General features: G+C 66.4%; 10 protein-coding genes and 1 tRNA gene. 4 read left to right on the forward strand and 7 right to left on the reverse strand.

Annotation, left to right across the window (positions count from 1 at the left end):
• Nucleotides 1–8: 8 nt before the first annotated feature.
• From JO236_RS12165 to JO236_RS12175, 3 genes are read left to right on the forward strand one after another with little or no spacing between them, the layout of a single operon-like run.
• Nucleotides 9–635: a hypothetical protein gene (locus tag JO236_RS12165; RefSeq protein ID WP_293330017.1), complete on the forward strand. Its 627-nt coding sequence runs from the start codon at nucleotides 9–11 to the stop codon at nucleotides 633–635.
• A gap of 21 nt (nucleotides 636–656) precedes the next feature.
• A complete protein-coding gene (locus JO236_RS12170; RefSeq protein WP_293330020.1) occupies nucleotides 657–1262 on the forward strand; it encodes a TetR/AcrR family transcriptional regulator in 606 nt (201 codons plus the stop codon).
• A 31-nt stretch (nucleotides 1263–1293) separates the two neighbouring features.
• Nucleotides 1294–3090 (forward strand): N-acyl-D-amino-acid deacylase family protein, encoded by a 1797-nt coding sequence (locus JO236_RS12175; RefSeq protein WP_416362228.1) that lies wholly within the window; start codon nucleotides 1294–1296, stop codon nucleotides 3088–3090.
• Here the strand turns inward: JO236_RS12175 and JO236_RS12180 are convergent.
• The 4 genes from JO236_RS12180 to dcd form a co-directional block, all read right to left on the reverse strand.
• Nucleotides 3080–4411 carry a UDP-glucose dehydrogenase family protein gene (locus JO236_RS12180; RefSeq protein WP_293330023.1) on the reverse strand — a complete coding sequence of 444 codons (1332 nt, stop codon included), beginning with the start codon at nucleotides 4409–4411 and terminating at the stop codon, nucleotides 3080–3082. The two genes, JO236_RS12175 and JO236_RS12180, sit on opposite strands and share 11 nt — an antisense overlap.
• 81 nt (nucleotides 4412–4492) lie before the next feature.
• Nucleotides 4493–5893 carry a hypothetical protein gene (locus JO236_RS12185; protein ID WP_416362227.1) on the reverse strand — a complete coding sequence of 467 codons (1401 nt, stop codon included), beginning with the start codon at nucleotides 5891–5893 and terminating at the stop codon, nucleotides 4493–4495.
• 105 nt (nucleotides 5894–5998) lie between these two features.
• Entirely contained in the window at nucleotides 5999–7732 is a 1734-nt protein-coding gene (locus JO236_RS12190) for a hypothetical protein (protein ID WP_293330026.1), read from the reverse strand.
• 122 nt (nucleotides 7733–7854) lie between these two features.
• Nucleotides 7855–8427 (reverse strand): dCTP deaminase, encoded by a 573-nt coding sequence (gene dcd / locus JO236_RS12195; RefSeq protein ID WP_293330029.1) that lies wholly within the window; start codon nucleotides 8425–8427, stop codon nucleotides 7855–7857.
• 287 nt (nucleotides 8428–8714) lie between these two features.
• Between dcd and JO236_RS12200 the strand changes: the two genes are divergently transcribed.
• Nucleotides 8715–8785, forward strand: a tRNA-Gly gene (locus JO236_RS12200).
• Between the two features lie 58 nt (nucleotides 8786–8843).
• Here JO236_RS12200 and JO236_RS12205 read toward each other — a convergent pair.
• From JO236_RS12205 to JO236_RS12215, 3 genes are all read right to left on the reverse strand, one after another.
• Entirely contained in the window at nucleotides 8844–9446 is a 603-nt protein-coding gene (locus tag JO236_RS12205) for an HdeD family acid-resistance protein (RefSeq protein ID WP_293330032.1), read from the reverse strand.
• Nucleotides 9447–9604: 158 nt separating this feature from the next.
• Nucleotides 9605–11212, reverse strand: coding sequence for a CoA transferase (locus tag JO236_RS12210; protein ID WP_293330035.1), 1608 nt, complete (start codon nucleotides 11210–11212; stop codon nucleotides 9605–9607).
• 230 nt (nucleotides 11213–11442) lie between these two features.
• Nucleotides 11443–13318 (reverse strand): helix-turn-helix domain-containing protein (locus JO236_RS12215; protein ID WP_293330038.1); only part of this gene is annotated, 1876 nt, incomplete at its 5' end.

The raw sequence follows: 13318 nt of genomic DNA on the forward strand, positions 1-13318 counted from the left end.
AATCGGGCGTGGCCATCGACAATCCCTACTGGGAGGCCATCAAGGATCTCGTCGAGCCCGATAGCCTGCGGGGCAATCCGGTCGTCGGCGAGTTCCGTTTGGACCGCAGCGTCGAAGAGAGCATGGCCCGCTTCCCGAATCGGCAACTGCTCATCAGGAAGTACTCCTGGACCATTCCCGACCCCGATACCGTCGCTTTTGTGGCCCAGCACGCTCACGGCGGCCTGGTCGATCCGCTCGCCGGCACGGGGTACTGGGCCTACCTGCTTGCGCAGGTGGAAGTGGACACCGTCTGCTACGACATCAACCCGGGTGCGGAACTGCACGTCAACGGTTGGCACGGCGAAGACCTCCATATGACGGTCGCAGCGAAGGACTGCGTCGAAGCCGCGGCGCTTCACCCGGACAGGACGCTATTCCTGTCGTGGCCGCCCTTTGGCCAGGACGTGGGCGCGCGTGTGTTGGCGGCCTATCGGGGGGGCCGCGTGATCTACATCGGTCAGGGCCGCGGCGGCGGGACCGGCGACGACGAGATGCACGCGATCCTGGACCGGGACTGGACCGAAGTCGATTCCCACCGGCCTGTCCAATGGTGGGGTGTCAACGACCGGGTGAGGGTGTACCAGCGCAGCTGAGGCCTTTCTAGACTCACAGCCATGCGCACCCATGGGTGGGGCGGCGCCGCGCCCGCGAGTGACGAAGAGGCCGTCGAACGTATCCTCGACGCCGCGAGCAAAGCAATTGACGAGCGCGGCGGCGACATCAGGATCGCCGACGTGGCGCGAGCGCTGGGCGTGTCACGGCAGACGGTCTACAACTACTTCTCCGGGACCCCTGCGCTCCTCGAAGCGGCGGCCACGCGCTCGGGAATGAGGTTTCTGCAGCGACTGGCTGGACATCTGGCGGGCGTAACAGATCCGGTCGATGCTCTCGTGGAGAGCCTCGCCTACACGCTGGAATGGCTGCCCGGCGACAATCACGTGCAGTTGATGTTGATCCACAATTTCGCAAAGGCCTCGACGGGGGTCACGTCGGAAATGGGAATCAGATTCGGGCACGGCCTGCTCGCGGGTCTGGACGTCGACTGGGCGGAGTTCGGGCTCGACGACGCCGACCTCGACGAACTTTCCGAGTACACGCTGCGCATTCTGCAGTCCTTCATGATCGACCCCGGTCGACCGCCGCGTACCGGCGAGGTGCTCCGGGCCTATCTACGACGCTGGGTGGCACCCGTCTTGTCCTCCGAGATGACGCTGGATTGACATTTCCGATAAACTGTCCAGCCAAGTGGAGGTGGTTGCTTTGCCGTTCGATGCGGTTCTCACCAACGGGCGATGGTTTGACGGGACCGGCGGGCCCTCGGCGATTCGCAACGTCGGCATCCGCGACGGCAGAATCGCCGCCGTGACCCCGGACTCCCTCGACACCGCTGGCTGCCCGAATGTCGTTGATGCCCAAGGGAAATGGGTGATCCCCGGCATCATCGACATCCACACCCACTACGACGCCGAGGTGTTGGCGGCCCCGTCGTTGTCGGAATCGCTGCGGCATGGCGTCACCACGATCGTGATGGGGTCGTGCTCGCTGTCGACCGTCCACGTCGACGCCGGCGATGCCGCCGACCTGTTCGGCCGGGTGGAAGCAATCCCGCACGAGCACGTGGTCCGTATTGTCGGCGAACACAAGTCGTGGACCAGCGCGCAGGAGTACGTCGAGGCCCTCGAGTCGCTGCCGTTGGGGCCCAACGTGACCGCCTTCCTCGGCCATTCCGATATGCGCGCCGCCGCGATGGGTCTGGACCGGGCAACCCGCAAGGACGTCCGGCCCACCGCGACAGAGCAGGCCCGGATGGAAGACATGCTGGCCGAGGCGCTCAACGCCGGGTTCATCGGAATGTCCTCGCAGCAACTGCTTTTCGACAAGATAGACGGCGAAACCTGCCGATCGCGTACCCTGCCCTCGACGTATGCGAAAGCCCGCGAGCTGCGTCGGCTCAAGTCACTGCTGCGCCGGACGGGCCGCACTCTGCAGTCTGGGCCCGACATCACGCATCCGCAGAACATCGTCTCGCAGGCTTTTCAGTCCCTGGGGATCCGGCGGCCCCGGCTGAAGACCAGCCTGTTGGCGGCGGCGGACATGAAGTCGTCACGGGGTGCGATGTGGTTGACGAGCACGCTGTCTGCCATCGTGAACCGGCTTGGCGGTGACTTCCGCTTCCAGCACCTGCCCGTGCCTTTCGAGGTGTACGCCGACGGGATCGACCTGGTGGTGTTCGAGGAGTTCGGATCGGGCGCCGCGGCGCTGCATCTCAAGGACGAACTCGAACGCAACGAGCTACTGCGTGACCAGGAGTACCGGCGGCGGTTCCGCAAGGACTACGACAACAAGCACGGCCCGCGCGCGTGGCACCGGGACTTCTTCGACGCCGAAATCGTGTCGTGCCCGGACGAATCGCTGGTGGGCAAGTCCTTCGGCCAGGTCGGGGAGGAGCGCGGTGGACTGCATCCGGTCGACGCCTTCCTCGACCTGGTGCTCGAGTACGGCACCGATGTCCGTTGGCGCACGACGATTTCCAACCATCGCCCGCAGATGCTGCGCCGGCTGGCCCGCCAGAGCGGCCTGCAGATGGGCTTTTCCGACGCGGGAGCGCACCTGCGGAATATGGCGTTCTACAACTGCGGACTGCGTCTGCTCCGGCACGTGCGGGACGCCGAAAACGCGGGCCGGCCGTTCATGTCCGTCGAGCAGGCCGTGCACCGGCTCACCGGAGAGCTTGCCGACTGGTACGGGCTGGACGCCGGTCACCTCCGCGTCGGCGACTGGGCTGACCTGGCGGTAATCGATCCGCAGCGCCTCGACGCGTCGCTGGATTCCTACCATGAAGCCAATGTTGCTGCCTATGGCGGACTTTCACGCATGGTGAACCGCAACGATCAGACGGTCAACGCCGTCTTCGTCTCCGGCAGCGAGGTGTTCCGGGACGGGCAGCCCACCGAGCTCCTCGGACGCGAGCGCACCGGCGGCTTCCTCCGTGCCGGGGGCCGGCCGCGCAACGTGCCTCGGACAACCGCGGGACGTGTCACGGCGTAGGCCGTGACACTCCCAGCCTGAACACTCGCCACCCCGCCTCTTGCCAGCGGCCCACGTCAAGGCAATTGCGGCCGTCGACGACGACCTGCGCGCGTACCTGGTCGGCAAGGTCGTGCGGGTCGAGCTCGGTGAACTCCTGCCATTCGGTCAGCACCAACACCGCATCCGCACGCTCGCAGGCCTCCGCCACCGAAACCGCGTAGTTCAGCGTGGGGAACTGGCGGCGCGCGTTGTCCAGAGCCTTCGGGTCGTACACATTAACCGCGGCGCCGTTGAGCTGTAGCTGCCCGGCGACGTTCAGTGCGGGCGAGTCACGCACGTCGTCGGATTCGGGTTTGAATGCGGCTCCCAGGACGGCGATGTTGGCCCCCAGCAACGAACCGCCGCACGCCGCTGTGGCCAGCTCGACCATCCGGGTACGGCGGCGCATGTTGATGCTGTCCACCTCGCGCAGGAACGTCAGGGCCTGGTTGGCTCCCAGCTCGCCGGCGCGGGCCATGAACGCGCGGATGTCCTTGGGTAGGCAGCCGCCCCCGAAACCCAAACCTGCATTGAGACACTGGCGCCCGATCCGCGGATCGTAGCCAAGCGCGTCGGCCAACACCGCCACGTCGGCCCCCGCGGCCTCGCACACCTCGGACACCGCGTTGATAAACGAAATCTTGGTCGCCAGAAAGGCATTGGCGGAAACCTTGACCAACTCCGCCGTCTGCAAGTCGGTAACCAGGAACGGCACATCCGCCTCCAACAGCGGCGCATATAATTCGCGCACGGCTGGCTCCGCGCGCATCGAATCATGTTGCACGCCAAGCACAATCCGATCGGGGTTCAGCGTGTCGCGCACGGCGTAGCCCTCGCGCAGGAACTCTGGATTCCAAGCGATTTCGACGTCGACTCCCGGGGCCGCCAGCGCCGCGGCCCGCTCGCCCAACTCGACTGCCGTGCCCACGGGGACCGTCGACTTGCCGACAAGCACAGCTGACCTGGTCAGCCGGGGCACCAGTGCGTCGATGACGGCGTGGACGTGGCACAGGTCAGCGCCGTACTCACCCCTCTTCTGCGGTGTGCCAACCCCGAGGAAATGCACATCGGCGAACTCGGCGGCCAGGTCGTAGTCGGTGGTGAACCGCAGCCGTCCCGCAGCGAGGTTGTTGGTCAACAGCTTTCGCAGGCCGGGCTCGTAGAACGGAATGTCACCACCAGAGAGCTTGGCGACCTTACCCGGGTCGATATCGACCCCGATTACCTCGTGCCCCAGCTCCGCCATCCCGACGGCGTGGGTGGCACCCAAATACCCCGTGCCAAAGACGGTGCATCGCATACCACCGTGTGTAGGTGGCCGCGATGAGCTAACTGCATCGCGACGCTGAGCGGGAGGCGAACGGCAGGTGACAGGTGGCCGCTAGCGGTGTCCGAACCCGCCGTGACCGTGACCCCCGCCACCGGGGAATCCGCCGCCGCCGTGACCACCGCCTCCGAACGGACCTCCGATGACAGGCCCACCGAAGATCGGCAACGGGATCGGTACGGGAATGGGCGCCACCGGTACCGGGGCAGGGGCCGCGGGGGCGGGCACGGCAGGAGCGGGCGCCGCCGGAGCGGGGGCATCCGGAACCGGGGCCGGAGCGTCCGGGACCGTGGCGGCCGGCGCCGGAGCCTCGGGCACGGAAACCGGGGCAGGGGCCGGTGCCTGCGGCACGGAAGCGGGAACCTGGGCCTCCGGCGCCGGTGCCGCCGGTGCTGGAGCGGCCGGTGCGGGAGCGGCCGGTGCGGCCGGGGCTACGGGGGCCGCTTGCGTCGGCGCCACGACGCTCTGACCGGGATCGGGCCGCACGCCGGCCGTTGTCCGGATGCTGACGGCCAGCGAAACAACCAGCGCCACAACACCGATGATGAAGATCGATGCCAGCACACTGCCTAGCAACAAGAACGGCTTCCGCTCGGCTTCGCCGACGACAACCGTCTGGGTGCCGGTGAATTCGTCCGGGGTGGCGCTGTAGGCGAGGGAGCTGTCGTACTCACCGGCGGGCACGTCAAAGTAGTTGGGGGCCAACGCGTATGAGTCCATGGCGCCGGTTCCGGGATCCTGCGCGTAGGCACGCGCCGCGGTGGACGACGCGAAAAGCGGCGCGTTGGCCGATGCCAGCGCCGCTCCCCGGGCCAGCGCGGCAGCCGGTTCGTCGGGCGCGGTCAACGGAAGCGATGTCGCCGCCTCCAGCGCCGGCTTGATGAGCGGGATGTCGATACCGGAGCCAACCACCAACACCCCGTCGGGACGGGTGTCCAGCTCTTCGGCGTCGGAAACCATGGCGGCCAACTGGGCCACTGCGGTGTCGTCGTCATCGGCCAGCGCCTGCCGGTGCACGTCGGCAATCGACCCGTCGGCCGTGTCGACGATCGCCAGGGTCGCGGTATCGGGCTCGATGAACAGCAGCGCGGTTTGGGTGTAGTTGGTTTCGCTGCCGACGGCGTGAGCCAACGCGGCCGCGGCCAGAAACGCCGAGACCAGCATGACGTTCTCGACCTTGTGGACGGCCAACGCGTCGCGCAGTGCCGCCGCCTCGAGAGGATCGGTCCAGGTCACACCGGTCGACGTCAGCTGGTAGCCGCCCTGAGCGGCTCCCTCACGCGTGCCCAGGATCGCCGAGACGACCTGGTTGGCCGCGCTGGCATTTGCTGTATCCGAGTCCCCCGCGACTTCGAAATTGTCCTCTTCCACGGTGGCGCCGTCGCCGTTTTCGCCTTCGACCAGCACCATCCGAACTGCCGTTGGCGCCATCGACACGCCTAGTACGGTGTCCACAACTCCCCCAATAGTCGTTCGCTAGCTGATGTCGCGGGCTCCCAGCCCGCATTCCCCGTTACCGCGATTTTACCCTCGATCCGCCGGTGCACCCCTGGGGCGGATTTAGCGGTGGCCCCCGCCATGGCCGCCGCCGCTGTGGCCACCGCCGAACCCGCCGCCCCCGCCGAAGCCGCCACCCCCGCCGCCGAAGCCACCGCCACCACCGAAGCCGCCGTGGCCCCCACCAAAGCCGGGGAACCCACCGCCGCCACCGAACGGACCGCTACCGCCGAAGGGACCGCCACCGCCGAAGGGACCGCCCTCGCCGCCGTCACCGTGTCCGCCGCCGAAGGGACCGCCTCCGAACGGACCGCCACTGCCCGGTTCCACCGGCCCACCGGGTAGGCCACCGTGCCCACCGCCGCCAAACGGACCGCCGCGTCCCGGAATCTCGGGCTCGCCGCCGGGAGTGTGCGACGGATCCAGCTCCGGGGGAGTTCCGCGGAAGGGCGACTGCGGCTCCGGGCCGCCGAAGCCGGGTTGCATCCCGCGAGGTTGGGGGAGCTGCGGCAGCACGGGCGCCACCCGCACCGGAACCTGTGGCAACTGCGGGCGAATCGCCTCCTGAGGAAGGGGCGCCTCGATGCGCGGGACCACGATCGGCACCGGCGGAACGACGACCGGCGCGGGCTCCACCGGAGCCACTGGCGCAGGAACCGCCGGGGCCGCCGGCATCGGAGCCGCCACTTGAGGGGCCACCGCACGCGGGGCCACCGCCGGCGCCGGCAAGCTGAACTTCGGGCGTGGGGCCGACGCCTCCGTCGGCACCAGCGCCTGCTGGGTCGGCACTACCAGGTGGTTTTCGCTGGGGCTGGGTTGTAAAGCGACGGCCGGGCGAATTCTGATCGCCAGCGCAATCTCCAGGGCCACGACCGCGCTGATGACGACCACCGCCGCCGCGCTGCCGAGCAGCAGGACGGGCCTGCGCCGTTGCTGGCTTTCGGCGGGAGCCCCGCCAAGCAGAACTGTGTCGATGTCGTCGTCGTCCGCGACAGCGCTGTAGCCGCGGATTTCCCCACCGTCGTCGGCTGCGGGACCCTCGGGCGCGCGAAGGTAGTCGGCCAGGGCAAGGGATTCGAGGGAACCGGTGCCTGCGTCCTGTGCGTAGGCGAGCGCAGCCGTCGACGACACGAATAGTGGTGCGTTCGCCGAGGCCAACGCCGCGCCCCGGGCCAGTGCCGTCTCCTGGTCCTCCGGCACGCTCACCGTCAGCGATGTCGCCGCCTCCAGAACGGGCTTGATCACGGTCACGTCGATGCCGGAACCGCCGACCACGTACAGGCCGTCCGGGCAAGTCTCCATGGACTCCGCATCGGCAACCATCGCGACCAGTTCGGCCACCGCCGTGGCGTCGTCGTCGGACAATGCGTGATGGCTGAGTTCGCAAATCGACCCGTCGGCGCTGTCCACCACCGCCAAGGTCGCGGTGTCGGGCTCGACGAACAACACCGCGGTGCGTTCGTAACCAACGGCTCCGCCGACCGACTGTCCCAGCGCCGCGGCCGCCAAGAACGCCGAGACCAGCATGACGTTCTCGACCTTGTAGGTGGCCAGCGCGTCGCGCAGGGCGGCCGCCTCGATCTGGTCGGTCCAGGTCACGCCGATGGAGGACAGCCGCACGCCGGCATCGACCGCACCTTCGCGGGTGCCCAGAATGGCGGAAAGCACCCGGGTGTGCGCGCTGTCGGTGGGGGCGTCATCATCCGCCGCGGTGACCCGGAAATTGTCTTCCTCGACGATCAGTCCGTCGCCGTCTTCCCCCTCGACCAGCACCATGCCAACAGCTGCGGGTGCCATGGAAACCCCGAGTACGACGTCCAAAACCCCTCCCAAGGTCTTCTCACCAAGCCACGGCTGCGGAGGTAACAGCCCGAACGTCAATTATCGCCGCAAACGTGTTACGAGCGTGCACTTCGAAGCTATGTAGTCCTTATGAAGTTCTGATATGACCGTGACGGCGTCGGACCCCGCTGTCCCTGGTACTTGGATCCGACGCCCGAACTGCCGTAGGGATGCTCCGCCGGGCTGGTCAATTTGAGGATGCACAGCTGGCCGATCTTCATGCCGGGCCACAGGGTGATCGGCAGGTTGGCGACGTTGGACAACTCAAGCGTGATGTGACCGCTGAAGCCGGGATCGATGAACCCCGCGGTGGAGTGCGTCAGCAGGCCCAGCCGGCCCAGCGACGACTTGCCTTCCAGCCGTCCGGCCAGGTCTTCCGGAAGCGTGAACAGTTCGAGCGTCGAGCCGAGTACGAACTCGCCCGGGTGCAACACGAATGGTTCCCCTTCGACCGGTTCCACCAGGCTGGTCAGCTCGTCCTGCTGCTTGGCGGGATCGATGTGGGTGTAGCGGGTGTTGTTGAAAACCCGGAACATACGGTCGAGGCGAACGTCGATGCTGGACGGCTGAACCAGGGTGTCGTCGAACGGATCGATACCCACTCGCCCCGCGGCGATTTCGGCCCTGAGGTCACGATCGGAGAGCAGCACCCGCCGAGCGTAGCCGTACCGCGCCGCTCAGCGGAGGTAGGCTTGCCCGCCCTTGGGGCGTGCGGTGAACGCCTGCCGCCGCCGCGAACAAGACGACCGTAGGGACAATGGCCGTAGCCAGGAACGCTGGCGACTTAGGCCGTTTCCTGGCTAATTCATGCCGGCCCCCTCGAGGCACATTACGAGGCGACGAAATAGCAAGAGGGTGACCGGTTGCTGGTTCAAGACCCGGCGGCATCATTGACGAGCACGTCGGCGCCCGGATGCTAGCCTTTCGAGGCAGCACCGCCGATGTAGTTCAATGGCAGAACATCAGCTTCCCAAGCTGAATACGCGGGTTCGATTCCCGTCATCGGCTCCGTCATCGGTTCGGCGGGCTGAGGCGCTCCGCGCGCCCCAGCCCGCCGAATGGTGAGCTAGCCGATGGGGTTAGGCGTCAACGAGTCGACAACTCGCTCGACTTCGGCTCCCGCCTTGCGCGCCTTCACGGCCCACACAACTTGCGCGGTCCCGATAACGACCAGCCACGCCCCGGCCACGATCGCCAGGACCAAGATCGAGCTGATCGGCAGGGCAATGACCACCATGCCGGCGAGCAGGCTCAGCACTCCGGCGAAGATGTGCCAGCCGCGTTCGGGCAGTTCCTTGTGGTTGATCGCCACGACGGTCTCCGCGGCACCTTGGAACATGAATCCGATTCCGATCCAGGTGGCCAGGACCCACAAGGCGGCGCCATTATTAAAGTCGTGGAAGGCGTAGACGCCCAACGCGACTGACAGCGCGCCGCTGATGGACAGCACCACCCGGCTGCTAGTGGAAACATCCACCGTAAACGCGGCAATTGCCTGTGTGATGCCCGACGCCAGCAGGTAAACGCCGAACAGCGCTGCTGCGACGACGACCGACTTGCCGGGCCAAATCAGCACCACGACGCCCAGGGTGAGGCCGAGCAGCCCTAGCGCGAGCATCGATTTCCAGAGATGGCGGAAAACGGACGGGTTTTCGGTTGACTTTTGCATAGTATTTCCTTTCGGTGTGTCATCGAAAGTGACCTTCCGACAACGGGTTTCATTTGTTGTAACTGTGTGTTCTGTTCTTCGATGCCGCGGGAGAATCCCTTGGCAGGAAGCTTGTTTTCTGGTGTTGCGACCGCCGGCCCGGCCCAGGCGCCTGAGGCCTAAACGCGGACTGCCGCGTACTTTCTCAGCTGGGCTTCGACCGCCTCCGGCTTGGAAGCAAAGCCGACGACACCGCCGCCGTCCGCGCGATCCTCGATGCCGAAGTTCGGCGTGAGATTGCGGATGCCCTTCTCGCGGGCCAACTTCGATGGATAGTGCGGCACCGGCGGTGGCGCGTCGCCGGCCGGATTCTGCGTCCACCCGGTGGTGTCGGGATATGTACCCGGCCATGCGGGCGGGAGCAGCGCGAACGACGGCGTATGGCTGAACGTGACCGGGGGAGTGAACCGCGTAAAGGTTCCCCAGGGGCTGTCCTGATCCACGCCGTGCTCGATCAAGTCCTGCACGGTGACCGGCGCATAGTGTTCGTCGTCGACTGACCCGACGAGCTCGTTGCCGAGCATCGAAGTACGCGTGAGCGACGCATCGACGCGCCAGAAACCGCCTTGCTCCTCCCGCTCGGCCAGTGCCGCCACCACCGCGATGGCGACCAGATACCCGGTGATGTGGTCATTCATCAGGCCGGAGGTCACGGTGGGAGCGTCCAGACCCAGACCCTCGGAATGCAGGTGCATGGTGCCGGTGACCGCCTGCGCAATCTGCTCGAATCCGCGGCGCCCGGCCCATGGCGTACCACGGGAGGCGTATGACTCGGACCCGTACACGAGGTTGGGATTGATTTCCCGCAGTTCGGCCTCGCCGAGACCAAGACGCGCCAGCGCGCCGGGTCGCTGGCTGCTGATCAGCACGTCCGCGCTGGCCAGCAGGTCGGTGAAGCGCTTCTTCCCGTCGGGGCTTTTTATATTGATCATGATGTTTTTCTTGCCCCAGCTGAGGCTCAGAAAGACCGGCGTCGCCCAGTCGCCGGAGGGGTTACGGACCGCGATGACATCCGCGCCCTGGTCGGCCAGCGCAAACCCGGCGGTGGGACCGGCGACGACGTTGGTCAGGTCGACCACCCGCACGCCTTCCAGCGGGCGATACTTCGCGGCCCCCAGCACGCGCTTTTTGGTGACGCCCAGTTGTTGGATGTCGACCAAGGGCAGCTTGGCCGTTGCTGCGCCCTGCGGGTGGGCCAGCCATTCCTGCGGGGTGCGCACCACGCCTAGCGACAGGTTGAGTCCAGCGGCGACGTCATCTTCGAGTTGCTGAGCGGTGTATTTCTCGACGGCGGCCTGGATCGCCTCAGGGGTATCCGCGCACTGCAGATGGCTCAGCAGCGCATTGACCATGTGCGGGAAAAAACCAATCAACTGGACGTAACGGCCGTCCTTCGTGCGGTAGGTCCCGTTGTCAGCGCCCATCGGCCAGGTGTCCATCATGATCGAGTAGCCGTTGAGGAATTGGGTCTGAAACTCGTTGAGATGAAACCCGCACAGCCGGCGGTTCAGGGTCATGGTCTGGGCCGGCAGGCCGCGAACACGGCCGAGATGTTCGACGACCGAGCCGAACGCGGACATCACGCCAACGGCGTAGTCGTGCAGCTTGATCGGGCTCGGCAGGTAGGACACGCCGCGCTCCACGCTGATCTTCGCAGGATCAATCGCGAACGGCAGCGCGGCCGCGACAGCGTCGTAAGCCTTCTGTTGGAAGGGATCGGTGATCATTTTTGGTTTCTCCTTCTTGATTTGTTTTGGTGGTTTTGTCAGCGCCGCAACGCCTTTGCGTGGCGCCGCTATCGCGGAGTCGTGCCAGCCGGGCGGCCGCTGGGTGAGAGTGCGATTTGTTCTCGAGTACTACGGTCGCTGCGACGCGCGCCGCAAACCATCGCCCGAGGATTGAGGTTTAGTGCCGGGTGGATGTAGTACTAGGCGGAAACGTGCCTAACCAGGGCATATCAATCAGAGCCGCGCACAAACTGTGCCAGCTGGGCGCGCGAGTTGATGCCCAGCTTGGCGAACGCATTGTGCACATGGGTCTTCACCGTGTGAAGTGAAAGGTTCAGCTGGGTCGCGACGTCGCGGTTTGCCGCACCGCGCGTAATCAGGTCGACGACCTTGAGCTCGGAGTCGGTGAGGCTGTCCCAGCCCGTTTTCGTCCGCGGGCGGCTGACAATGCGCCGCTCGACGCCTAACCGACGCAACTCGCGGCCCACCCGGCGTGCATCGCCGAGCGCCTCGTGGCTCACGTAGGTATCGAAGGCGGCATTGAGTAGATCAACCGCTTCGTGAGCGTGGTCGATGCGCGCGAATTCCACGCCCGCGTCCTCGGCGGCTCCGGCGTAAAGCAGTGGCCGCGATAACGATTCGAGCGCCCCCGCGGCGGCCACCAGTGCTGCGGCGTCCCGCTCGACTATCCCGCGGGCATACCCGGCCACTCCTGCAAACAGCGGCACCGGTGGCCCTTCAAGCTCCAGCGCCTCGATGGCATGCAATACCCGCACGCGCAAGCCGGCGTCGCCTGCCGCTGCTGCCACCCGCCCACCCAAGATGAGCCGATCTAGGAACGTCGGTGTGAGTGGTGGTGCGAACAGGGTGAGGTCGCCACCCAGCCAGCGCATCGCGTCGTGGACGTCGCCGCGCTGCCACGCTGCCAGCGCCAGCACATGCGCCGCTGACCGACCTGCGGCAGTCGAACTAGTGGAGTATGCGTTGCGCGCGTCATTGACCATCTCGTTCAACAGGTTTCGATCGTCGGTGTGGAACGCCACCTCAGCCAGGGTCAACATGCGCAGCGCGTCTGGCTCGGTCATGCCTGTCCGCTGTGGGCGCGGCAGGGCCTCGACCGCGGCGCGAGCAGCAGACAACCGGCCCGCAGTGAGGTGAACCATCCCGTCAATCGAGGCCCAAATTGCAAGGGCCATCGTGTTACCTTCCCGGCGGGCCCGTTCTGTGCCGTCAGTGATTTGGCTAGCCGCGTCGTCCAATCGGCCGACGACCGCCAACAGGGTCGCGTAGTGGATTGCGGCCAAGTTATGTGCTGCCGCAGCATCACTCGCGCGAGCAACGGCGCAGATCTCGCTGAGTCGGTACAGGGCGCGGTCCGCTTGCGCCTCCCCGTAGTCGAGCAACGCGGTGGTGAGGCTGGACATGATTCTCGACTCGAGATCATCGGTGTTGGCCGCAGCCACGGCGGCCTCGTCTGCTGCGGCCCGAGCTTGACCGGCGAGGCCGCTCGCTGAGAGGTTGAAGGCCAGCGACGCCAGATGTCGTGCCCTGATCACGTCGCTGATGCCACGGAGCTGCAACGCTCGGCGATTCTCCTCCACTCGACGGTGTGGGCTGTGTTTTGTGAGCGTTGCGACGCGCAAACGGATTTCGGCTTCCTCGTCGGGTGAGACGGTCTCCGCGAGCGCCGCAACTGCCAAGTCCTCGGCCTCTTCATAGCGGCTGGCCCGGTTGAGCAACTCCACCGTTTCGGCGACCATTGACCCGTGCTCGGCGTCATCGGCGGGCAATAGTTCCAACGCCCGCTTGCTCAAGTCCGCGCCCGCACTGGCATCGTTGTCGGCAACCGATCGCGCGGCTTGCCGCAGCGCGCCTATCGCCTCTTTGTCGCCCACCTCGGCGCTGCGTGCCAATTGGGTGGCCACCTCGACCGGTGCCGCCCCCATGCCAAGCATGACTGACGCCGCCTGGCGCTCCATCGCCCGCCGCAGCGACTGCGGCAACGACTTCCGGGTGCAATCGCGCAGCAAGTCATGCCGAAACCGAAGCTGCTCACCGTCTTCGACGAAAAGATTGGCGCGCACCACCTCCTCGAGCGGCGACAGC

The sequence above is a fragment of the Mycobacterium sp. genome, assembly GCF_019247635.1.
Lineage (GTDB): Bacteria > Actinomycetota > Actinomycetes > Mycobacteriales > Mycobacteriaceae > Mycobacterium.